Here is a 21016-nt window from a genome sequence, read left to right on the forward strand (position 1 = left end):
TACTGCCTGCGTGCCCGAGCCGGAATCGGAGGTCACCTCCGAGCGTCTTGTCCTGTTCACCGACGCGGTCGCCGCGCTCGCGCTCACGCTGCTCATCCTGCCGCTGCTCGACGTGATCACCGACCTGTCGGAGGGGCATCCCGGCCTCGGCGACCTGGTGCGCGAGCACCGGGGCGACTTTGCGGCGTTCCTGCTCAGCTTCGCCGTGATCTTCCGGCTGTGGTGGGCCCACCACCGGATCTTCCAGCACCTGTCGCTGATCCGCCCGCGCCTGGTGGCGCTCAGTGCCTTGTGGACGCTGGCGATCGCGTTCCTGCCGATCCCGACCGCCATCATCACCGCGTACGAGCCGTCGGCCGGCAGCGTCGCCCTCTACGGCGGGGCGCTGGTGCTGGCCAGCGGCTCGCTGACGCTCCTTTCCCTGTACGCCCGGAGGCACCCCGCTCTGAGCGCCGGCCGTACCCCCGTGCCGGCCGCGGTCGTGGTGGGCAACTTCGCCGCCTTCCTCGCGCAGGTGGCGGCCACCGTGATCGGCGCCGTCTTCGCCGGCACCGTCAACTTCCTGGCGTTCCTGCTGATGTTCCTGACCACGCCGCTGGAGCGGGCGATCCGCTCACGCTGGAAGTGAGGCGGGCGTCAGCACCATCCGGCCGCGCGCCTCGCCGCTGAGCATCCGGTCGTACGCGGACTGCACCTCGGTCAGCGGGCGCGTCTCGACCAGCGGCCGCACGCCGGTCAGGGCGGCGAACCGCAGCGTCTCCTCGACCTCCCGGGCGGTGCCGGACGGGTGGCCGTGCACCGTGCGGCTCGTCGAGATCAGCTGGAACGGGCTCACCTCGATCGGGGCCGGGTCGGCGCCCACGACGATCAGCTCGCCGTTGGGGGTGAGGCCGTCGATCGTGGCGCTCATCGCCGCTGAGTCGCCCGCGGTGGCCAGCACGGCACGGGCGCCACCGAGCTCCTGCAGCCGCTCGGCGACGTCGCCGGCGGTGCTGTCCAGATAGTGGTGGGCGCCGAGTCCGGCCGCGGCAGCCGAGCGGTCGCCGCGCGCGATCGCCACGGTCTCGAAGCCCAGCTTGGCGGCGAACTGCACGCCCAGGTGCCCGAGCCCGCCGAGGCCGAGCACCGCCACGAGGTCGCCGGGCCGGGCCGAGCTGCCCCGCAACGACGTGAACGTGGCCACCCCGGCGCAGCCCATGGGCGCGGCCTCGGCGGCGGTGAGCGCGTCCGGGATGCGCGCCAGGGCGGTCGCGGGGACGACCAGCGCGTCGGCGTAGCCACCCGGATAGGCCCAGCCGGGCACCTGCAGGCGTACACAGTGGATGAGGTCCCCGGCCCGGCAGCTCGCACAGATGCCGCAGTTGCCGCCGAACCAGCCGACGGCCACCCGGTCGCCGGCGGCCCAGCCCTCGACCCCGTCGCCGATCGCGTCCACGCGACCGGCGATCTCGTGGCCGGTGACCAGCGGAAACGACACGGGGAACGCGGCGTTGACGAAGGCCGCGTCGGTGCGGCACACGCCGCACGCCTCGACGGCGACGCGCACCTGACCCGGGCCGGGCGACGGCTGCTCGGCCTCGACGATGCGGAAGGGGGCGCCCGGCTCGGAGACCTGGGCGGAACGGTATGTGGTCATGGGGACCATCGAACCGCCGCGGAAGGCGCGCTGAGCTGCGGGAACTGGCAAGGCGCACCCTAGGAACACCAGGACCAGGTTCGGGCTTCCACTCGCCCCGGCGCCGCCGATACTGGATCACGTGGCCTCCAACGCTGACCTCAAGGAGTTCCTGCGGTCCCGGCGCGCGCGTCTGCGACCCGAGGAGTTCGGCCTCGGCGAGACGGCCGGGGCGCGCCGCGTGCCCGGGCTGCGGCGCGAGGAGCTGGCCGCGCTCGCCGGCGTGAGCGTCGACTACTACGTACGCCTGGAGCAGGGCCGCAACCTCAACCCGTCCGAGCCGGTGCTCGACGCGATAGCGCGGGCGCTGCGGCTCGACGACACCGAGCGCGCCCACCTGTTCGACCTCGCCCGGCCGCGTGAGGCCCGCCGCCGGGCGCCGCGCCGGCCGCAGCAGGTGGCCCGGGCGACGTACCAGCTGCTCGAGACCCTCGACGAGGCAGCCGCGCCCGCGTTCATCGTCGGGCGCCGCATGGACGTGCTCGCGATCAACCGGGCCGGTCGCGCGCTGATCTGCGACTTCAACGCGTTGCCGGCCCGCCGGCGCAACTACGCGCGGTTCATCTTCCTCGACGACAACGCCCGGGCCCTGCACCCGGACTGGGCGGTGATCGCCGCCGAGACGGTGGCGACACTGCGGGTGGACGCGGGCCGCCACCCGGACGACCCGGACCTGTCGGCGCTGGTCGGCGAGCTGTCCGTGCGGAGCGAGGACTTCCGGCGGTGGTGGGCCGACCACCAGGTGCTGGCGCGCACGAGCGGCACCAAGCGCTTCCGCCACCCGACCGTCGGCGACCTGACCATCACGTACCAGGCTCTGACCCTGCCCGACGACGCCGAGCAGACGATGTTCGTCTACACGGCGCCCGCCGGCACGCCCGACCGGAACGCGCTGCACCTGCTGCTGCTGGGCGGCGACGAAGCTCACCCGATAGACCAGCGGCGCCGGGGTATCCGAACGGTCTGACCGATGAAGGGATGACCATGAGCACTCTGGGCAGCAGCGGCATCGAGGTGTTCCCGCTCAACCTGGGCGGCAACGTGTTCGGCTGGACCAGCGACGAGGCGGCCTCGCACCGGATCCTCGACGCGTTCACCGAGGCCGGCGGCAACTTCGTCGACACCGCGGACGGCTATTCGGCGTGGGTGCCCGGCAACTCCGGCGGCGAGTCCGAGACCATCATCGGCGGCTGGCTGTCCGCCCGCGGCAACCGCGACAGCGTCGTCATCGCCACCAAGGTCAGCCAGCACCCGCAGTTCCGGGGCCTCGCCGCCGCCAACGTCGCGGCCGCCGCGGACGCGTCGCTGAAGCGGCTGGGCACCGACCACATCGACCTGTACTACGCGCACTACGACGACCCGGGCACACCGCTCGAGGAGACTGCGGGCGCGTTCGACGCCCTGGTCAAGGCGGGCAAGGTGCGCGCCGTCGGCGTCTCGAACTACAGCGCCGAGCGGATCCGCGAATGGTTCGAGGTCGCGCGGCGCAACGGCTTCGTGCTGCCGGTGGCCGTGCAGCCGCACTACAACCTGGTCGAGCGGGCCGCGTACGAGCGGGAGATCGCCCCCGTCGCCGCCGACGAGAACCTGGCCGTGCTGCCCTACTACGCGCTGGCGAGCGGGTTCCTGACCGGCAAGTACCGCACGACCGAGGACCTCGCGGTCAGCCCTCGCGGCGGCGGCGCCCAGAAGTACCTGACCGAGGACGGCCTGGCCGTCGTGAAGACGCTGACCGGCATCGCCGAGTCCCGCGGCGTCGAGCCGGCCACGGTCGCGCTCGCCTGGTTGCGTACGCGTCCGAACGTCGCCGCCCCGATCGCCAGTGCCCGTACGGTCGAGCAGTTGCCGGCCCTCATCGCCTCGGCGACCCTCGACCTCACCGCCGACGAGACCACCGCGCTCGACGACGCCTCGGCGCCCCTGGCCCAGTAGCCGTCGGCCCGTCCATCCTGAAGAATCCTCGGATGATCGTGGCGGCAGTCTTTCCCGAGGCGTCGATCGGTACGGGCGTGTTCGCGCTGCGTCCGTCCGAGCAACTCGACGCCGACAGGCTGGAGAAGACCCTCCGTACGGCGGGCATCTGGTTCGTCGAACGCAACAGCCACCCCGAGCCCCTGATCCGAGCCGCAGCCGTCCCCGGCGGCGGCGTCCACCGCGTCGTGCTCGGCTACGGCTTCGGCGGCATGCCCGAGAAGCTGTGGGTGATCGGCCCGCGCGCCCTGCGCCACGTGCTGCGCCTGCTCGAGGTCGACCAGCCACCCCAGCGCCTGCCGGGCGAGGACGGCGACATCCCCACCCTCGACCAGCTGGCCGCCGAGTGGGACCGCTTCGCGCGGTTGCCGGTCGAGGCCCAGGTCGGCGCGAGCGTGCCGTGGCTGAGCCTCACCGGCAGGGCCAACCTCGAGGAGGTCCGCTCGGCGCCACCCCTGACCTTCCCCGTCCCCGCCCCACCGCCCGGCGCCCGCCGCGAGCTGGGGCCGCGGGTGCGGGGCTGGTTCTGGACCCAGCCCCTCGAGGCCGTGGGCCCGACCGAGCGTCGCCGCGTCACCGCCGACGGCGTGAGCGCCACCGCTCACGCCGTCGACGAGGGTCAGCAGGTGAGGTTGCCGCCGGTGGGGACGCCGAGGAGGCCGGCGAAGCGGGTGTAGCTCGCCACCCGGCTCGAGACCTGGCCCGGGTTGCCGCCGTTGCACTCGATGCTGTTGATGGCACGGATCGTCGTGCCGAAGCCCTGGCCGTTGACCATGGCGTTGTGCGACGTCGTGCCGGCCGCGCCGGTGCCGGTCATCCAGTACCAGAGGCCCGTCTGCCACGAGATCGACGAGTTCGTGGCCACCAGGTTGGGGTTGTTGAGCAGGTCGACGCCGAGCGCGTCGCCGGCGGCCTTGTAGTTGAAGTTCCAGCTCAACTGGATAGGGCCGCGGCCGTGGTAGGCCGACTGGCCGGCCGGGCACCCGTACGGCTGGGAGTAGTCGCAGTAGTGCGGCCAGTTCGCCTGGTTGATCTCGTCGATGTAGACCAGCCCGCCGGTCTCGTGGCCCACGTTGGCGAGGAAGGCCGCGGCCTCCTGCTTCTTGACCGTGTCGCTGCCCGAGGTCGCGAACGCGGGGAACTTCTTCATGGCGTCGACGAGACCCGCGTACGTGTAGAAGCTGTTGCGCCCCGGGAACATCGAGTTGAACTGGGCCTCGCTCACCACGAACCCGCTCGTCCCGCCGCCACCGCCGGTGTCCCCGCCGCCACCGCCGCCGTTGCAGGCGTACGGCGACCAGAACCACGTGCTGATGACCGGGTCGTAGCCCGGGTTCTCGTGCGTCGCCTGGTAGAACTGCCCGTTCGTGTACCGCACGACCGCGCCGACGGCGTAGAACTGCCCGGCCACCCAGTTCGGGTAGTTGCAGCCGGTCGTCCCACCGCCACCACCGCCGCTGCCGCCGGTGCAGGCCCCGTTGTCCTGCCACACACCCGAGCCACCGGTGCTGGGCGCCTCGCCCTGCGTCCACCACTTGGCCGTCCAGTTGCGGCTGTTGTACGACGCCGTCATGCCACCCGTGTAGACCGCGCCGCTGTTGTACGGCGTCACGCACGCGGCGGCCGCTTCGGACGCCGCCATGGGCGCCACCACACCCACGACGCTCACCGCCAGCACGGCGAGCATGGTGAGCAGACGTTTCCTCTTCATGGCGGACCTTTCGTGCACCGAGGGGGATAGGGGTGCGCGCGCGACACATCGACCACACCAAATGCGCCGAGGCCCGTCAATATCTGTAAACAAACTTTAGTCATTCGGGCAATCCAGGGAGCGCGTGACACCCGTCGATACCCTGACGACCGACTTCCCGCACTCACGGACGGCTTGGTGATGCCTCGTTCACGCCCACGCGGCGGCCAAGGCGGCGACGACGACGGCCCGCCACCGCCACGACGGTCCCGGCCCAGCCACGGCGGCGACGACGCGGAGAGCATTCGCGCCGCGCAGGACCGAGTGGGCAACTGGGCCGAGGACGGCCGGGCCGGCTCGTCGGCTCGCGGACCGGGCGGCCGCACCACGCCGGACGAGCCGAGCGGACCTCCTTGGCGAGCCGCCGACTCGGTCGTCGGCAGCGCCCGCGGCCTGGACGTGCAGCCGCCGCACCGGCGGCACACCATCGCCGGCGCGCGCGGCGGACGGGTGGACGAGGACAACACCGTCTACCTCCGGGGCTACGAGGGCGTGGCCGCCCAGGACGCGCAGGGCATCGCGGCGGGCGAGGCCACCTGGAACACCAGGACCCAGCGGTACGAGATAAACGGCCGCTCCTACGGCGTGGAGCCCAGCGGCAGGCTGTTTCCCGATTCGGGCATCGGTATGGTCAGGCTCGACCGCAACGAGTACGCGGCGCTCAAGGAGATCGCCAGGGCGGACGGCGACCTGTCCGCGGCGCCGCAGCTCAGCAGGAACCCCCGCTTCACCGCCAACCCCGAGGCGGTGGCCAGGGCAAAGGCGATCTACGACGGGACGTACGAGCCGTGAGCTACGGATTCTGGATCTTCGGCGAGCTGGATCGGGAACGGCTCGCCTCGGCGCTCGCGTCGATGCTGGCACTCGCTCCCGACCAGGTCGACGTCGGCGATGACGGCGAGGACGACCGCAACTGGGAGGCGCCGGTGAGCTGCACGGTCACCCCGCTGACCGGTCACCTGCACTGGCACCTGGACGTCTATCTCGGCGCGACGATCGCTCGGCCGCCCACCGAGCCCGCCGCGGCAGCCTGGCTGGCCGGCAGGCTGCGGACCGTCGTGGCCTACCGGGCGTCGACGTTTCCGCCGAGCGCCTTCTGGCTGGTCGGGCCCGACGGCAAGCGCACCCGGGCAAGGATCTACGAGGAGGACTCCGCCGACGACTACGGCCCCGCCGCCGTCCGCATCGATGTCGTGGAGCACCCGATCGCGGCCCTGCCCGGTCTGCGCGTGGCAGCGACGCCGGAGGTCATCCGGGAGCACCGGATGCCGACGCCGGTGGGTGACCGGCTCGAGGACTCGCTGGGGCCGCTGATCGGGACGGGCACGGCTGCGGCGGAGACGGCCCGGAAGGTCACCATGGTGCTCGGCGCGTGGGAGGCGATGGTGGCCCGCCTCGTCGCAGGCTGGCCGCCGGACGGCTGGTATCCCGCGGCGTACTACCGGGAGGACCTCGAGACCCGGGACGACCTCGCGCGCCTCGCGGAGACGCTGCCGGAACCGGCCCGGGGCGTCGCCGCCCGAGCGGTGGCCGAGGTGGACGGTCGCTTCGCGGAGCTCACCGACGACGACGGCGGCCGGGCGTTGGCCGCTGCCACCGGTCCGTTGCCGCCGGGTTCGTCGGACCGGTGGTGGTGGCACCGCATCCCGCACCCGCTCCCGTGGCAGGATCAGCCCGGCGCCTGACATGAGCCGCCGGGCGTCGCCTCAGGCGAGCAGGCTCACCGCGTATCGGGCGCACCCCCACGAGATGCTCACACCCGCGCCGCCGTGGCCGTAGTTGTGCAGCACGGCGGAGCCGGCCAGGGTGGTCCGCTCGACGCGCACCGGCTCGCGGGCCGGGCGGATGCCCACGCGATGGTCGATGACCTCGGCGTTCTTGAGCAGCGGCTCGATCTCCACGCACCGCGCGATGATGCCGGCGGCTACGGTGTGGTCGCGGTCGCGGTCGACGCGGTCCTTCTCGGCCGAGCCGCCCAGCACGACGAAGTCGCGGTGCGGCAGCAGGTAGGTCAGCTCGCGCTCGGTGTCGTTGTGCTCGGCCACGAACGAGGTGATGCCGGGGTTGGACACGACCACCAGCTCGCCGCGGATGGGCTGCAACCGGGGATCTGGTACGAGCTCGCGGGCGCCCATGCCGGTGCAGTTCGCGACCACGGGCGCCGCGGCGGCGGCCTCGGCCAGCGACGTGATGCGCCGCCGCTCGACGGACCCGCCGCGCTCGGCGAGCCGCTTCTCCAGGTAGGCCAGGTAGACGGGCATGTCGACGACCGGGACCGTGTAGCTCCAGCCGCTCGCGAAGCCGGGCGGCAGCTCCTCGGGGTCGCACATGCGGAAGTCGGGCACGCGCAGCGCCCACGGCGGCGCCTCGGCGTGGGTGCGGCACACCTCCCGGCCGAACACCATCGCGACGCCCGTCCCGTCCTCGCGGGCCAGCGCCTCGAGCTCGGCGAACGTCTGGTCGGCCCACTCCGAGACGCGCTCGTCCTCGATCAGAAAGGGCGAATAGATGGCGCCGGCGGCGTACGACGTCGTGTCCGCCGGGCGGTCCGCGGCCCAGACCCGCACGGAGTAGCCCGCATCGGCCAGACACACGGCCGTGGTCAGGCCGGACACGCCACCACCGACGACAAGGGCGTCCGGGGAGCGGCGACTCATCAGCCGAGCGTAACGGTCGGCAGCCGGTTCCGTGAATATCCCCGGCGCCGCCGCACGCTCATGACGATCAATGAAAGCGGCGGCGAGCAGGCCTTACTGCCGGTGCCCCAGCGCGAGAATCATGCCCTCGTAGCCGTCGCGCAACTGCTTCTCCGGCGCGCCCTCGGACCGATCCTGGGCGTCGATCGACCGGCCGCGGGTGTCCACTGTGTGGACTCGCAGATCCGAGGCGAAGGCGCGGAGACACTCGGCGATGCCGTCCTCGTCGACCTTGACCGCGGGGAACTTGTGGTCCTTGACCACGTAGCCGGTGGAGTTGCGCATGAACGCGGCCGCGAACGGCGCCCCGGGCTTGAGCGCCTCCATGAACGACGCGACCGCGCGCCGGAACTCGCCCTCGTCGCTGGTGATCGACTCGGCGACGAAGAACATCGTCCCGACGTCGAACTGCTGCTCGGGCAGGTCGAAGAGGCTGGCCTGGTGTACGGTCGCGGCCCGGGCCAGCCGGCGCCGGACGTCGCGGGAGCCGAGAGCCTCGTACGCCTTGTGCTCGCGCAGCGTCTGCCAATAGCGGTCCCAGTACGTCGAGTAGTGCGGCAGCTGCTCGCGGAGCCACGCGCAGTTCTGGGCGCCGTACTCCCAGAGCGTGATCTCGTCGGCGAGCGGAAGCATCGACATCGCCGGATAGAGGTTCGCGCCCGAGCCGACGTCGACGCCGGACCCGGCCGGGGTGGAGCTCGCCTCGGCGCCGAAGAAGTCGCGCACCATCTCGAGGAAGAGACGGTCGTCGGCGCGCATGAAGGCGTAGTTGGCCTTCCAGTAGTCGTGCGCCGCGAACGCGTCCCAGTCCACCTGCCCGTCGGGGGTCAGCGGGCGGCTCGGCTCCACACGGGTCCCGCGGGACCCGGCAGTGCCGCGGCGGGCCTGCCTCACAGCGGCGTGCGCCCCCATCTGCCAACAACTCCTCGATGCGGTGGAATCAAACCGGGATCAACGGCCCCTGTCTGGCACAACGTTTCGATCACGCACACGCAATTCCACTCCGGTGTGACATTCCACGTCGGAGCGGTGGTCAAACGGGCCGGACGGAAGCGTATCGGCGTCCCCCTTCGCTCTCAATGTCGGATCCATTACGGCTGAGATACGGCCTCGCCCCGCGGGCAGTTCATCCCGTACGGGGAAGTGGTGGCATTTCGCCGGGATCGGCGCCCGGCAGCCAGCTCAGCGTCTGCCCGGCCACCAGCCTGAGCTGCGGGTCCGCCGTGCCGCCGGCCAGCCTGGTCAGTCTTTCCCGGGTCCGCGGGTCGGCGGCGAAATACAGACCCAGCAGGCGTACGGCGGCCTCGCGCACGGACCAGTCCGGATCCTCCACGCCGGCGATCACGGCGTCGTAGACCTCCGACTGGGTGAACCGATTTCCCAACGTGGTGAGCGCCTCGCGGCGTACCAGCGGATTGTCGTCGGTTCCGGATGCCTCCAGCAGCGTGGGCAGCACCCACGGCGCGGCGGCGTAATGCTCGCCCAGCAATCGCACGGCGCACTGCCGGATCGTCGCGTCGTCGCCCGTGGCCCGTCCGACGAGATCGGTCACGTGCCGGGCCGCCGCCACCGATCCCGGCTCGACCGTCCTCGCGAGCGCGGACGCGGCCGCCTCCACGACGCCGGCATCGCGGTCGGTGCGGACGAGGTGGGCCAACGTGTCGCGGGCGGCCACCGGGTGCAGCCGGCCGAGCAGGGCCGCGGCCGCCGACCGTACGTGCGCGTTCGTGTCCTCTGTGGCGCGGCGGGTCAGGATGTCGTGGCCCGCCGGATGGGTGCCAAGCCAGTCCTCGACCGCCGCGGCGGCGCGCTCGAACACCTTGCCGCTCTGGTCGTGGCGGACCCGGTCGATCAGCGTGTCGCGGGCGCCGCCGGTCACGTCGTCGAGCCCGGCCAGCTCGTGCACCGCGGTCAGGCGTACGTCCCGGTTGTTGTCGGCCCGGCAGCGCTCGGCGATCAGCCGCTGGGCCTCGGCGTTGCCGCCGTGCCGCTGGGCGAGCACGCGCAGGGCCTGCTGGCGCAGCTGCGCCTCGGGATCGGCGACGGCGACCTCGCTGAGCAGCGCCCGCGCGCCGGCGCCGTCCCAGCGCGCGGCCACCAGACCGCTCAGCGCGGCGCTGCGCACGGCCACGTTCCGGTCGCCGGTGGCCCGGCGTTCGAGCACCTGCAGCAGCGCGTCGTCGGCCGGCGCCCACCGGACCAGGGCGGTCACGGCGGCCAGCCGTACGTCGGCGTCGCTGTCCTGTTCGGCGCGGGCGAGCGTGGCCTCGCGGATGTCCGGCCCGTCGCGGAACTGCTCGGTCAGCACCTGCACCGCGGCCAGCCTGATGTCCTCCTGCGGGTCGCCGGTCAGGCGGGCGATCAGGGCCGTGCGGGCGTCGGCCTGCCGGCGGTCGAGCGACCGGGCCAGGAAGCAGCGGGCGGCCTCGCGCAGGGCCGAGGCGTCGGGCTCCTGGGCGATCGCGCGCAGCAGCAGGTCGACCACGAACTCGTCAGCCGGCCACCGGTCGCCGAGCACACGCACGGCCGCCCGCCGTACGGCACCCTCGCCGTCGTTGCGCGCCCGCTGCACGAGCAGGTCGCGCACCTCGTTGCGCGAGCTGAAGTGGTCGAGCAGGGCCTCGGCGGCGAGCGCCACCACCTCGGCGTCGCGGTCCTTGCGCAGCACCGTGACGAGGCTGTCGCGCAGCTCGTGGTCGGGCGGGAAATGCTTGGCCAGGGCGCGTACGGCGTCGCGGCGCACGTTGGCGTCGGGGTCGCCGATCGCCCGGTTGACCATGAGCGCCCGCACCTCGGGCGTGGGTCCGTGGCGCTCGTCGAGGGCCAGCACCGCGGCCCGTCGCACGCCCGGCGAGCCGTCCTGGCGGGCGCGCTCGATCAGCACCTTGGCGAGCTCGTCGTCCACGCCGAACCGCTCCCCCAGGGCCTGGACGGCGTCGAGGCGCACACCCGCGTGCCGGTCCTCGCAGACGCGGCGCACGAGCAGCGCGCGGGCCGGCGACTCGGCCGGGCGCGGGCCCGCGAGGTCGGCCAGCCCGGCCACCGCCGCGTACGCCGCACGGCTGTCGCCGATGCGGGCCAGCTCACCGTCGAACACCTCCTCCAGGTGATCCGACGGCTTGGCCAGCACCGCTGCGAACTGCGCGGCCAGGCTCATCGTCGGCGCCCACAGCAGCCGTACGCCCCGGCGCCGGTACCACCTCAGGTAGTCGCCGCGGTTGGGCCAGTTGGCGCCGATCGCCCGCGCCGCGGGCAGGATCTCGTCGCCGAGCAGCGTGGCGAGCTCCGGGTCGTTGCGCCCGACGCTGTGCTCGAGCAGCAGGATGATCTTGCGGAGCAGCGCCCCGGCGGGCCGGGCCAGGTGCTGGTGCAGCGTGCCCGCCTCGGCCAGGCACTGGGCGGCCAGCGCGAGGTTCCACGGCGGCAGGTCGAACTCGCCCGGCGGCCAGGCGGTGTTGACCTCGTCGACGAGCATGCCGACCAGCTCCGCGGTGTGCGACTCGTGCAGTGACCCGGCGACCAGCCGCAGCACCTCGCGCCAGGACGGGTCGGCCCAGTGCGCCAGGAACAGCTCGCGCAGCTCCGGCATGCGCCACTGCTGGTCGTGCTTGAACTTCGCGACGATCGCCTCGGCGCAGAAGAACTCGAGGAACGTGCGGTGCACGAAGCCGTAGATGTCGAGGCCGTAGCGGCTCAGGATGAAGTTGCGCTCGCGGAACTGGCCGATCATCGCGAGCGCCACCCGGCCGGCCTCGGCGGGCGGCATGGCGTACCGGTCGCGCAGGTAGTCGGCGAAGACGTCCTTGAGGTCGTCCTGGCCGACGTAGTTGGCGCTCAGCGCCTGCGGCGCGGACTGCATGTGCAGCGCGAGCCGGCGCAGCAGGGCCTTCTTGTCGCGCAGGTCGATGAACTCGGCCCGGTCCGGCCGGTCCAGGTGCCGGTGGACGTCCCAGTTCTCGACCAGCACGTCGGTCGCGTGGTCGTAGAGCGTCCAGCGGTCCCGCGGCAGCCGCCGGTGCCGGCCGATGATCGCGAGGATCGTCAGCAGCAGCGGGTTGCCCGCCAGCTCGTGCAGCGCCGGCGACTGCTGCATCGCCTCGACCAGCCGGTGGCGCACCCGGTCGGCGCCGGCCGCGTCGCCGGGCTCGGACGACGGGCCCGGATACCACCGGCCGAGGAACTCGTTGATCTGGTTCTCGTCGAGGTCCTGCAGCGTGTAGTGCTCGAACCTCGCCTCGGTGAACAGCCGCCGCGAATAGCCGACGATGCGTGAGGTCACCACGACCCGTACGGCGGGGTTGCGGGTCTGGAAGTCGACGATCTGCTGCGCGAGCTCGCTGCGCCGGCGGTGGTCGAACACCTCGTCGAGGCCGTCGAAGATGAACAGCGCCCGGCCGCCGGCCTGCAGGTGGTTCTCGAGGGTGTCGCGGTCGAGGCCGAGCCCGTCGTTGTGGCTGCGGTGGTCGAGGTAGCCGAGGAAGTCGGCGCAGCGGCCCTCGCCGGCCGCGGCCACGTAGCTGCGCAGCTCGATGAGGAACGGCAGGTGGTCGGCGAGGCCGTGCGGCAGGCGGCTGCCGCGCGCGCCGGCCAGGCTGAGCGCGAGGTAACGCGACACGGTCGACTTGCCCGAGCCGGGATCGCCGAGCACCACCGTCGCGCGCACATCCGGCGCGGCGATCACGTCGAACAGCCGCTGCAACGGCTTCGCGCGGTACGACTGCTGCAGGCTGGCCAGCTCCGCGGCGTCCACGTGGTCGGGCAGGTCGGACGGGTCGAGGTCACCGCGGTCGCGCAGCCGTTCCAGCCACTCGCGGGGCAGCTCGGCCGGCGGCGGGTCGGCACGCACGTACGGCTCCACGAACACCGTGGTCAGCTTGACCTGCAGATATTCGCTGGTGCGCGGCGGGGTCAGCGAGTCGAGGTCGAGCCCGCCGTAGCTCTGCACCAGGCGCTCGTAGTAGCGGCTCAGGCTCTGCTCGCCGGCCGTCCCCCGCGGCGGGGCGGCGCGGCCGGCGTCGCGGACGTTGGCGATCGCGGCGGCCACCGCGCTCTGCAGGTCGGCCGGCCCGGAGAAGAAGCTGACCACGTGCTCGACCCGCAGCTGGTCGCGCAGCGTCTCGATCGCCCCGGCGTCCGCGCCCTTGTCCATCAGCGACCGCGGCCACGGCGCCTCCTCGGCGACCAGGAAGATCAGGCGCGGGATGCCCAGCCGCTCGGCCTCGCGGTACTCCAGCTCGGTGATGGACCGCGTCTGTCCCGGAGGGATGAATCCGTAGCGCCAGGCGAACACGCCGATGTAGAGATCGCAGCGCGCGACGTCGGCCAGGCAGCGGTCGAGCGGCCGGGCGTCGCCGGCCACGTAGCCCTCCATGCCGAGGACGTCGACGGACTGCCGCTCGAGGGCCAGCCGGACGGCTTCGCGGCATTCCCGGAGGTCGGAGTATGTCGAGGACAGATAGGCTCGCGTCATCACCGCCCCCAGGGCCGAGCGCAGTTGTCCGGTGACTCAACGTACCAGGGCGGCGCCATTCACAGGGATCACAGTCATCGGGATCAAACAATGACAGGGCCGACCGACATGGTTGTGCAACGGGCCGCCGATGCGGTGAAATCTGCACGATCGGTGACCGGTGAGGGGAAGGGTGATCTTACGAGTGCCGACCCGGCGCGCGCCGGCGTGCTGACCTTCGGCGAGATCCACACCGGACTCCTGCAGAACTCGACGGCACTGCCCAGCGATCGCGTCCAGGAGCTGCTCGATCTGGTCGTGGGCGAGCGCGTGCGCCGCTCCGAGCGACCGATCGCGTACGCCGCCTCGCCCGACCGGCTGACCGGAGTGGACTGCTCGCTGCCGTCGGCCACCAACCGCGACACGCGCGCCATCGGCACCGTGATCGGCCACGTGACCGTCACCGGCGGGCACATCGTGCAGGGGTCCGCCCGCACGACCGTCGTGCCGGTGCACCGGCACGGGTTGCGGCTGCCCTGGTCGCACTACCTGGCCCGGCCGGGCACGCTCGAGCCCATCGGCAAGTTCGCCGCCGCCGACGTGGCCGAGGGATTCCTCGCCGGCAACCGCCGCGCGGTCACCCTGGACGTCGGCGCGATCAGCGGCCGCGCCGTCGACGAGATCCAGGCGTCGTCGCTGCTCGACCGCAAGCGCCCGCTGCGGACCAGCCGCACCACGCTGCGCTGGGCCGTCCTGCCGGCGACGAAGGGCAACCGCGCCTCGTTCAGCATCGACTCCAAGACGACGCGCACGCTGCTGATCCACGCCGACGACGGGCAGCACCCGGCCGAACTGCGGGCGCTGTGCGAGGACCTCGCGCTGCACGACTGGCTGCTCACCACGATCCTCACCGTGCTCGACAACAGCCTCGACACGGCCGGGGGCCGTACGCAGCGGGTTCGTAAACTGCACCCCGCGGTCGACTGGCTGCTGCACCTGTGGATGCCCGCCGCGCACCTCGACCCGGCGATGCTGCCGCTGTGGAAGCTGCTCGACGAGCGGGCGGGCTTCAACAAGCAGTGGCGTACGTCGGTGGACCGGATCCGCGACCAGCTCAACCTCAACACGATGACCCTGCTCGAGGAGGCCGCCGAGAACGCCGCGGCGGCCGCTCCGCTGCCGTTCGCCGCGCCCTGATCAGGGCCGGTCGGCCACGAACAGGTACTCGATGCGCTCCCACAGCTCGGCGGGCAGCGTCATGCCCTCGGCGGTGCTGCGGCGGTTCACCTGGTCGGCGACCGCCTGCTCGACGTCGACCTGCTGCATGATCGTCCGGACGGCGTGCTCGACATTGAGGAAGCGGTGACCCAGGATCGAGAACGTCGTGTACGCGCTGAAGGCCGGCGCCTCCTCGTTGACCTGGGTGATCACCGGCAGCCTGTCCCACTCCTCGGGGAACCGCTCCAGGTGCACCGGGTTCGCGACCTTGGCGCCGCCGTAGCGGATCAGGCCGAGCCGCAGCAGCTGCCAGATCGTCGCCAGGTAGGGGCACGAATAGCGCCGCTTGCCGTTGCGCTCGTCCCACAACTGCACGTCGAGGAAGATCGAGTGGTTGTTGAGCGCGCCGTTCTCGGCCGGCGGCTGCCAGCCCAGGCCCGCCGCCGACATGGCCTGCCCCTCGCCGCCCGCGCCGGGGCTGCGCTGGCCGTTGCACAGCCAGCCGCTGACGGTGACCGGTGGGCGTACGCCCGTGCTGCCCGGATGCGGGTCGGGCACGAGCCGGCTGAGCACCAGCTCGGCCAGCGGCACGCCCTGGGCCTCCGCGCAGCCGGACTCGCGCGCGATGTAGTCGATGGTCACGTTCTGCGACTCGGCCGCCTTGATCAGCTGAGGCAGGACCTCGGCCGGCGAGCTGAACCGCTTGTAGTAGTCGTCGATCAGGAAGCACGTGCTGATCCGGGCGCGCTGCGAGGGCACCCGCTGGCGCAGGATGCTGGTGGTCGCCTCGATCCACGGGCGGATCCGCTCGAAGTAGCGCGCGAGCGACTCCGGGCCGGCCGCGAAGTCCTCGAAGTAGAGGTGCCCCAGCTCGATGGAGAGGTGGGACAGCGGCGTCGACCCGGGCCGGGGCTGGGCCTCCGCCTCGTTGAAGGCGACACTCCACGGGCTGCTCATAGTGGCTCCCAGGCCGAGTCGTCGATGATCTTCCTGGCCAGGCTCTCGAACGCGGACCGCGTCGACGGGTTGGCTATGCCCCGCATCAGCACGTCGTTGTCCGAGATGAGCTGCTCGCGCCACTGCAGCACCGGGTCGAGCGGCACGGACCCGAGCAGCAGCGACCGGCCCACGCGCAGCTGGCCGGCCAGGTCCTTGAGGCTGCTGTCGCAGGCCCGCAACCAGGCGACCTGCTCGGCCTGCAACCCGGCCAGCTCCACGGAGTCGGGGTCGACCACCGCGGTGTGCACGAAACGCAGCGAGTCGGCCAGGTCACCCTCCTTGTGACCGTACCTCTTGCCGGTGTCGAAGATGCCCCGCTCGCCGTAGACCAGGCCGGACGCGGCGATCACGTGCTGGCGGGTCCAGCGGTGGTAGACCAGCCAGCGACTCTTCACGGTCTGCATGGCGGGCATCGAGGTGGCGGCCAGCACCATCTCCAACGCGTACGAGCGTCCGGCGCTCAGGTCCACCAGGCAGACGTCGAACTCCTCGTCGAGCCGCAGGAACAGCCGGCAGCACCGGTCGATGACCTCGGAGGTGGCGACGAACTCGCCGCCGTCGATGTCGCCGGGCATCAGCACCATCCGGCCCGCGCCGAGCGGCCGGTCGCGCAGGCTGGCACGGTCGGACTCGGTCCAGATCTCCAGCCGCTGCGGTTCCGCGTTCACCCCCAGCAGGTACGAGTGCAGGCCGCCGTCGCGGGTGCCGCGCTCGACCTCGACCACGTCGAAGATGGACCCCGAGGTGGGCGAGCCGAAGTCGAAGTCGAGGTAGCAGACGTCGTTGCCCTGCAGCGCGCTGCGATAGAGCACGTTGCTGCTGGTGACCGACCGCCCGGTGCCACCCTTGTCGGACGCGGCGAAGATCAGCATGTCGTCACGCCTCCACGGCCACGTTGTGGCGGGCGGCCTCGAGCCGGTCGAGCTGGCGCAGCACGTCGATGGCGAGCGCGGCGGCGGTGCCGGGCCGCTCGGAGAGGATCTCGCGCGCGCGGCTCAGCGTGATGTTCACCAGCCGCAGCACGTCGCGCAGCTGCGGACCGGCCTCGAGCCCGCCGTTGAGCAGCTCGCGGTCGTAGATCTGCTGCGCCTCGCGCAGGAGGTCGACCGCGTAGCGGCCCAGCACCTCGTTGCGGGTGGGCGGCTGGTCGAGCACGTTGGCGACCGCGACCAGCGACTCGACGACCCGCTCGGTGTAGTACCAGGACGGTCCGCTGTCGGGGAAGGTCAGGTCGGGATAGACCGTCGCGGGGTAGTCCCACAGTCCCGCGTAACGGCCGCCCTGCGCGCGCCGGCGGTAGAGGTGGTCCCACACCTGGTCGCCCAGGTCGAGCAGGCGGGTCCGCTCGACCGGGTCGCTGATCAGCGAGGCGATGTTGACCGAGCGCAGCAGCAGCAGCGCCGAGAACTCCGGCACCGACCAGGCCAGCTTGGGCAGGTCGCCCTTGCCGTCTGCCGACCGCTCGCTGCCGCCGAGCGTGAGCTGCACGCCGGGGTAGTGCAACCGGATGTTGGGGTCGTCCTCGATCGGGCGGCTCGTGATGCGCGCCCGCTCGGCGAGGGTGGCGAGCACCCGGCCCACGCGGGCCAGCTCGCTGTCGCTGCCGCGCACCTGGGCCAGCCCCTTCACGGCGAGCGAGGTCACCTGCAGCGTGAAGTAGTCGGACTGCTCGCCGTCGTTGGTCTGCCACGGGATGTTCTCCAGCGGCCAGCGCTCGCCGCCGCCGAAGGTCGCCACCGTCGCCCAGTACGTGCGGGTCAGGTCGGACCGCAGCTGCAGCGCGCGGGCCAGCCGCTGCTGCTCCTCGTTGAGCAGCCCCAGCACCCGGGTGCGCTCGGAGAACAGCGCCTCGACCGCGTTCAGGGCGATGACGGTGAAGTAGAGGTACGGCTTGTCCTCGCCGACGCCGGCCGGCTGCTCGCCAATCTTCTCGCTCGTCTCGATCTCGGGAGCGTCGTGGACCACGCTCCACGACCAGCCGCACTCGAACAGGCGGTCGGGCAGCTCCAGGTCGCTGGTCTGGCCGGAACCGATGAGCACCTCGCGGAAGCTCGCGATCGTCTGCCGCAGCTCGGTGTGCAGCTGCGCCACCACCGACCGGCGCGGCAGACCGCTCTGGTTCACCGTGGTGCACAGCCGGATGCCCTCGTCGGAGTCGACCGCGAAGACGTTGACCGAGAAGCTGCGCAGCAGGCCGACCATCGCGGCGCTGAGCCGCAGGCTGGCCGCGGCCTCGAGCCGGTCGATCTGGGACCGCACGTCGCCGCGGGTCACCGAGCGCCGATAGACGCGGATGAAGCCGAGCGTGGCCAGCGAGAGCGTGATCGAGAGGGCGTACGAGTCGACGATAGGCAGCATGGTGTGCTCGGGCGCCGGGTCCTCGCCGGTGTCGGCGATCTCGTAGTAGCCCCCGCCGGCGAAGATGGGGGCGCCCTTCTCGGTGTAGCGCTCGAAGTAGTCGTTGAGCACCCGCGTGAGGACCCGGGGGATGTCGGTGGCGGTGCCCAGCTTGCGCAGCGCGTCGACCATGCGGTCGTCGGTCTGGTCGGGCCGGTCGAGGCCGAACGTCTCGACCTGGGTCGCCGGCAACAGCAGGCACAGCAGCTGCTCGGCGTCGGCGATCGAGTTGCTCCCGAACCGCCCGCCGGGTATCCATTCGCCGTCGCTCCAGGAGGACTTGGCGACGGCCTCCCAGATGTCCAGCAACTGCTGTCTCGGCTGCACCCTCATATGTATTCCAACCCCGTCCACGACTCGGCTGCCGCAGCCGGAGCGGCCCGCCGAAAGGCCAGTAAGGTTAGCGTAGTGGACAGGCGCCGCAGGTCAGCCCTCCGGAAATGGCCGGCGGGCGTGGCGTCGCCCTATCGGGGCCGTCTTTAGCCGATCTTGACGGCCCACCGAGCGGCGATTCCGGGACAGTAATAGCTGCACACATCGACTTCGCTCACCGCCCGGGCGGGCGCCGTCCTGCGGCGTCGTTCGTGCCTCGGCAGGCGCTATGCCGGAGTTCCGGGAATGCGCTTCGGACGCACCAAGGCACAAAACACCCATCTCGGCTGCACAGAGTGACCGCGGCGTTACCGCTCCCGCCGCTTCGCGCTCGCATTTCCCGGGATGAAGAATCGTCGCGTTCCCGCGCTTTGCCATGCCATTCCGGAGGCCGGCGTTCCGTCTTTGCCGTACGAATGTCAGTCACCATTCGGTGCGCATTGCTCAAGCGCTTCGGGCGCCGTTCGCCGGACCGCCGGGCGCGGGCGTTTCGGCCTCCGGGATGTCGGTGGCCTGCGGGCGGTCGGTCCACAGTGCGCGCAGCTGTCCCTGCAGGAATGCGGTGAGCCGGCGGCGGTAGTCGGCGTCGAAGACCTCCAGGGCCTCGATCTGCTCCTGCAACGCCGTGCGCTTGACCGACAGGCCGCCGACCGCGTCCTCGTACCGCTGCTGGGCCCGCACCTCCAGCTGCTCGGCCATCTTGCTGCCGCCGGCGATGATGCGCTCCGCCTCGGCGCGGGCGTCGGCGAGCTCCTTCTCCGCCTGCATCCGGATCTTGGAGGCCTGCGCCTGCGCCTCCCGCGCGATGGCCTCGGCCGCCATGCGCGCCCCGTTCAACGTCTCGTCCGCCTCGGCGCGCACGCGCTCGGCGTACGCCCGGGCGTCCTGCCGGATCTGCTCGACGACCACTTCGGCCTCGGCGCGCTGCTGCCGGGCCTGCAGGTTCGCGGCGGCGATGTACTCCTCGGCCGTACGCTGCGCCAGCGTCAGCACCTGCAAAGCGTCGCCGGCGGGCCGCTGCTCCGGCGCCTGCTGCTCCGGCGCCGGCTCCGCGGGTGCCGCCTGCAGCGGCAGGGTGATCACGGGGTACACCGCCGTCACACTGTCCAAGGGGGCGCGGCCACGCGGCTTGACGTGCCCGTTCGTCTGGTTGTCGTTCATGGGATCTCCTCGATCGAGGTGACGCGGTGGGGCGTCACCGCGCCGTCGGCACGACCCATAGAGCCCGGTGCCGCCGGGCGATATAACGCCCGGCGGCACCAGGGGTGACTCGAGGAACTCTCAGCCTATGGATCGTGCGATAGGACTCTCTTTCCGAACGATCTCAAACACGTCGTGAGCCTCCTGCCCGACCTGACCCTGGCGGGCTGCCGGAGAGCTCGGACGTGCCGCTGAGTCAGCGGGGGCCGGGGCGACCCGGGCCGTTGTTGCCACGACCGTCGTGGTCCCGGCCGTCGTTGCCCCGGCCGTCGTTGCCCCGGCCGTCGTTGCCCCGGCCGTCGTGGTGGTCCCAGCCACCGCGGTCGTCGTTGTCCCGGCCACCGCGGCCGTCGTGGTCCCAGTCGCGGCCGCCGTGGTGACGACGGTCACGGTCCCGGATCCAGTCCGACCGGTGCGAGCCCGGGCGGAAGTGCACGAACTGACCCGGGCGACCCGGACGGAGCGCGCCCGCCCAGACGGGACGGAACTGGGTCGGGAAGCCACGGACGACCTGGAACGGCCGGCCGAAGCCGAACCGGCCCCAGTTGTCGTAGTCAGCAACCTCGAGGGCCCACGCGCCCCGCCGGACGCCGACGCGGGTCAGGGTGCAGTTGTGGTCGTCCCACGCACCGGCCCGCTCGCCGTACTGGCCGGCCAGCTCGCACTGACCCAGCGTCCGGTAGAAGCCGACGACCTGGCTTTCGCCACGCCACACGTTGTGGCTCGCCACGGTCTTGCTCTCCGGGGTGGCGGCGCTCGGAGTCACAGCCTGCGCCGGGCCGGTTCCAACGGCCAGCGCGGCGAGCACACCGAACCCTCCCATGGTGATGGCGCGGGTGAGCTTGTTCATCGCGTTTCCCTTTCGTGCCGTATTGCGTGGTGTCTTACGGTATGGAAAACCGCATTTCGCCCACGTCGGATGTCGCCCCGGCGGTCATGCTCCAGCGCCGGATCGACCGGGCGTCGCTGACCGTTCGGCGGACCCCTCCCGGAGGGTCACCCCGCCAGCACGTAACGCTTCCTTCGGGCGCTCTCAACGCCCTGACCAGCCACAACACATGCAGCCACCGGTAACGGCCTGCTGGCCCGCCCGCCTCGCCGCTGTCCGCAGCTCCCATTTCCGGGCCGCGCCCTTCGCTGCTCAACTTCCGGCCCCACCGCCGCGCGACGCCTCCGCAGCTCCAACCTCCGGCCCACCGCCTTGCCACGCCTCCGCAGCTCCAACCTCCGGCCCACCGCCGCGCCACGCCTCCGCAGCTCCAACCTCCGGCTCGGACGCCGCGCCGCCC

17 protein-coding genes are annotated in these 21016 nt (G+C 72.0%); 7 read left to right on the forward strand and 10 right to left on the reverse strand.

Annotated elements, in window-relative coordinates:
* Window positions 1-10 precede the first annotated feature (10 nt).
* On the forward strand, window positions 11-628 hold the full coding sequence (locus ACSNN8_RS11595) for a TMEM175 family protein (RefSeq protein ID WP_436648691.1): 618 nt from the start codon (window positions 11-13) through the stop codon (window positions 626-628).
* Here ACSNN8_RS11595 and ACSNN8_RS11600 read toward each other — a convergent pair.
* On the reverse strand, window positions 614-1636 hold the full coding sequence (locus ACSNN8_RS11600; protein ID WP_436648693.1) for an alcohol dehydrogenase catalytic domain-containing protein: 1023 nt from the start codon (window positions 1634-1636) through the stop codon (window positions 614-616). The two genes, ACSNN8_RS11595 and ACSNN8_RS11600, sit on opposite strands and share 15 nt — an antisense overlap.
* A 121-nt stretch (window positions 1637-1757) precedes the next feature.
* Here ACSNN8_RS11600 and ACSNN8_RS11605 point away from each other — a divergent pair, with 121 nt between their 5' ends.
* From ACSNN8_RS11605 to ACSNN8_RS11615, 3 genes are read left to right on the forward strand one after another with little or no spacing between them, the layout of a single operon-like run.
* The gene (locus ACSNN8_RS11605) at window positions 1758-2642 is read left to right on the forward strand and encodes a helix-turn-helix domain-containing protein (protein ID WP_436648695.1); all 885 of its coding nucleotides are present in this window, start codon (window positions 1758-1760) and stop codon (window positions 2640-2642) included.
* Window positions 2643-2659: 17 nt separating this feature from the next.
* Window positions 2660-3607, forward strand: coding sequence for an aldo/keto reductase (locus tag ACSNN8_RS11610; protein WP_436648697.1), 948 nt, complete (start codon window positions 2660-2662; stop codon window positions 3605-3607).
* Window positions 3608-3639: 32 nt separating this feature from the next.
* The gene (locus ACSNN8_RS11615; RefSeq protein ID WP_436648699.1) at window positions 3640-4323 is read left to right on the forward strand and encodes a hypothetical protein; all 684 of its coding nucleotides are present in this window, start codon (window positions 3640-3642) and stop codon (window positions 4321-4323) included.
* Here ACSNN8_RS11615 and ACSNN8_RS11620 read toward each other — a convergent pair.
* Window positions 4266-5357: a glycoside hydrolase family 19 protein gene (locus ACSNN8_RS11620; RefSeq protein WP_436648700.1), complete on the reverse strand. Its 1092-nt coding sequence runs from the start codon at window positions 5355-5357 to the stop codon at window positions 4266-4268. The genes ACSNN8_RS11615 and ACSNN8_RS11620 overlap by 58 nt on opposite strands.
* Window positions 5358-5537: 180 nt before the next feature.
* Here ACSNN8_RS11620 and ACSNN8_RS11625 point away from each other — a divergent pair, with 180 nt between their 5' ends.
* Window positions 5538-6188, forward strand: coding sequence for a hypothetical protein (locus ACSNN8_RS11625; protein ID WP_436648701.1), 651 nt, complete (start codon window positions 5538-5540; stop codon window positions 6186-6188).
* A complete protein-coding gene (locus ACSNN8_RS11630) occupies window positions 6185-7081 on the forward strand; it encodes a hypothetical protein (RefSeq protein ID WP_436648703.1) in 897 nt (298 codons plus the stop codon). Before ACSNN8_RS11625 ends, ACSNN8_RS11630 begins: the two co-directional genes overlap by 4 nt.
* 21 nt (window positions 7082-7102) lie before the next feature.
* Here ACSNN8_RS11630 and ACSNN8_RS11635 read toward each other — a convergent pair whose 3' ends face one another.
* From ACSNN8_RS11635 to ACSNN8_RS11645, 3 genes are all read right to left on the reverse strand, one after another.
* Complete coding sequence (locus ACSNN8_RS11635) at window positions 7103-8053, reverse strand: FAD-dependent oxidoreductase (RefSeq protein ID WP_436648704.1); 951 nt, start codon at window positions 8051-8053, stop codon at window positions 7103-7105.
* 93 nt (window positions 8054-8146) lie between these two features.
* The gene (locus ACSNN8_RS11640) at window positions 8147-8941 is read right to left on the reverse strand and encodes an SCO2525 family SAM-dependent methyltransferase (RefSeq protein WP_436648706.1); all 795 of its coding nucleotides are present in this window, start codon (window positions 8939-8941) and stop codon (window positions 8147-8149) included.
* A gap of 277 nt (window positions 8942-9218) precedes the next feature.
* Window positions 9219-13562, reverse strand: a complete 4344-nt coding sequence (locus tag ACSNN8_RS11645; RefSeq protein WP_436648708.1) for a HEAT repeat domain-containing protein — start codon at window positions 13560-13562, stop codon at window positions 9219-9221.
* 153 nt (window positions 13563-13715) lie between these two features.
* On the opposite strand from ACSNN8_RS11645, the gene ACSNN8_RS11650 reads away from it, so the two are divergent.
* Window positions 13716-14738: an SCO2521 family protein gene (locus ACSNN8_RS11650; RefSeq protein WP_436648710.1), complete on the forward strand. Its 1023-nt coding sequence runs from the start codon at window positions 13716-13718 to the stop codon at window positions 14736-14738.
* Here the strand turns inward: ACSNN8_RS11650 and ACSNN8_RS11655 are convergent, their stop codons facing one another.
* The 5 genes from ACSNN8_RS11655 to ACSNN8_RS11675 form a co-directional block, all read right to left on the reverse strand.
* Entirely contained in the window at window positions 14739-15716 is a 978-nt protein-coding gene (locus tag ACSNN8_RS11655; protein WP_436648712.1) for an SCO2522 family protein, read from the reverse strand.
* Entirely contained in the window at window positions 15713-16630 is a 918-nt protein-coding gene (locus ACSNN8_RS11660; protein WP_436648713.1) for an SCO2523 family variant P-loop protein, read from the reverse strand. The genes ACSNN8_RS11655 and ACSNN8_RS11660 overlap by 4 nt, the downstream gene beginning before the upstream one ends.
* A gap of 4 nt (window positions 16631-16634) precedes the next feature.
* Window positions 16635-18488 carry an SCO2524 family protein gene (locus tag ACSNN8_RS11665; RefSeq protein ID WP_436648715.1) on the reverse strand — a complete coding sequence of 618 codons (1854 nt, stop codon included), beginning with the start codon at window positions 18486-18488 and terminating at the stop codon, window positions 16635-16637.
* A gap of 483 nt (window positions 18489-18971) precedes the next feature.
* Complete coding sequence (locus tag ACSNN8_RS11670) at window positions 18972-19688, reverse strand: hypothetical protein (RefSeq protein ID WP_436648717.1); 717 nt, start codon at window positions 19686-19688, stop codon at window positions 18972-18974.
* A gap of 235 nt (window positions 19689-19923) precedes the next feature.
* Window positions 19924-20577, reverse strand: a complete 654-nt coding sequence (locus ACSNN8_RS11675; protein WP_436648718.1) for a hypothetical protein — start codon at window positions 20575-20577, stop codon at window positions 19924-19926.
* Window positions 20578-21016 lie beyond the last annotated feature (439 nt).

It is taken from the genome of Actinoplanes sp. URMC 104 (genome assembly GCF_051386375.1).
In the GTDB taxonomy this organism is placed as follows: domain Bacteria; phylum Actinomycetota; class Actinomycetes; order Mycobacteriales; family Micromonosporaceae; genus Actinoplanes.

Bases quoted from the DNA above. Each gene is read 5' to 3' on its own strand.
- ACSNN8_RS11600 (WP_436648693.1), bottom strand. From the start codon at position 1,636: ATGACCACATACCGTTCCGCCCAGGTCTCCGAGCCGGGCGCCCCCTTC.
- ACSNN8_RS11610 (WP_436648697.1), top strand. From the start codon at position 2,660: ATGAGCACTCTGGGCAGCAGCGGCATCGAGGTGTTCCCGCTCAACCTG.
- ACSNN8_RS11615 (WP_436648699.1), top strand. From the start codon at position 3,640: ATGATCGTGGCGGCAGTCTTTCCCGAGGCGTCGATCGGTACGGGCGTG.
- ACSNN8_RS11620 (WP_436648700.1), bottom strand. From the start codon at position 5,357: ATGAAGAGGAAACGTCTGCTCACCATGCTCGCCGTGCTGGCGGTGAGC.
- ACSNN8_RS11625 (WP_436648701.1), top strand. From the start codon at position 5,538: ATGCCTCGTTCACGCCCACGCGGCGGCCAAGGCGGCGACGACGACGGC.
- ACSNN8_RS11635 (WP_436648704.1), bottom strand. From the start codon at position 8,053: ATGAGTCGCCGCTCCCCGGACGCCCTTGTCGTCGGTGGTGGCGTGTCC.
- ACSNN8_RS11645 (WP_436648708.1), bottom strand. From the start codon at position 13,562: ATGACGCGAGCCTATCTGTCCTCGACATACTCCGACCTCCGGGAATGC.
- ACSNN8_RS11655 (WP_436648712.1), bottom strand. From the start codon at position 15,716: ATGAGCAGCCCGTGGAGTGTCGCCTTCAACGAGGCGGAGGCCCAGCCC.
- ACSNN8_RS11660 (WP_436648713.1), bottom strand. From the start codon at position 16,630: ATGCTGATCTTCGCCGCGTCCGACAAGGGTGGCACCGGGCGGTCGGTC.
- ACSNN8_RS11665 (WP_436648715.1), bottom strand. From the start codon at position 18,488: ATGAGGGTGCAGCCGAGACAGCAGTTGCTGGACATCTGGGAGGCCGTC.
- ACSNN8_RS11670 (WP_436648717.1), bottom strand. From the start codon at position 19,688: ATGAACGACAACCAGACGAACGGGCACGTCAAGCCGCGTGGCCGCGCC.
- ACSNN8_RS11675 (WP_436648718.1), bottom strand. From the start codon at position 20,577: ATGAACAAGCTCACCCGCGCCATCACCATGGGAGGGTTCGGTGTGCTC.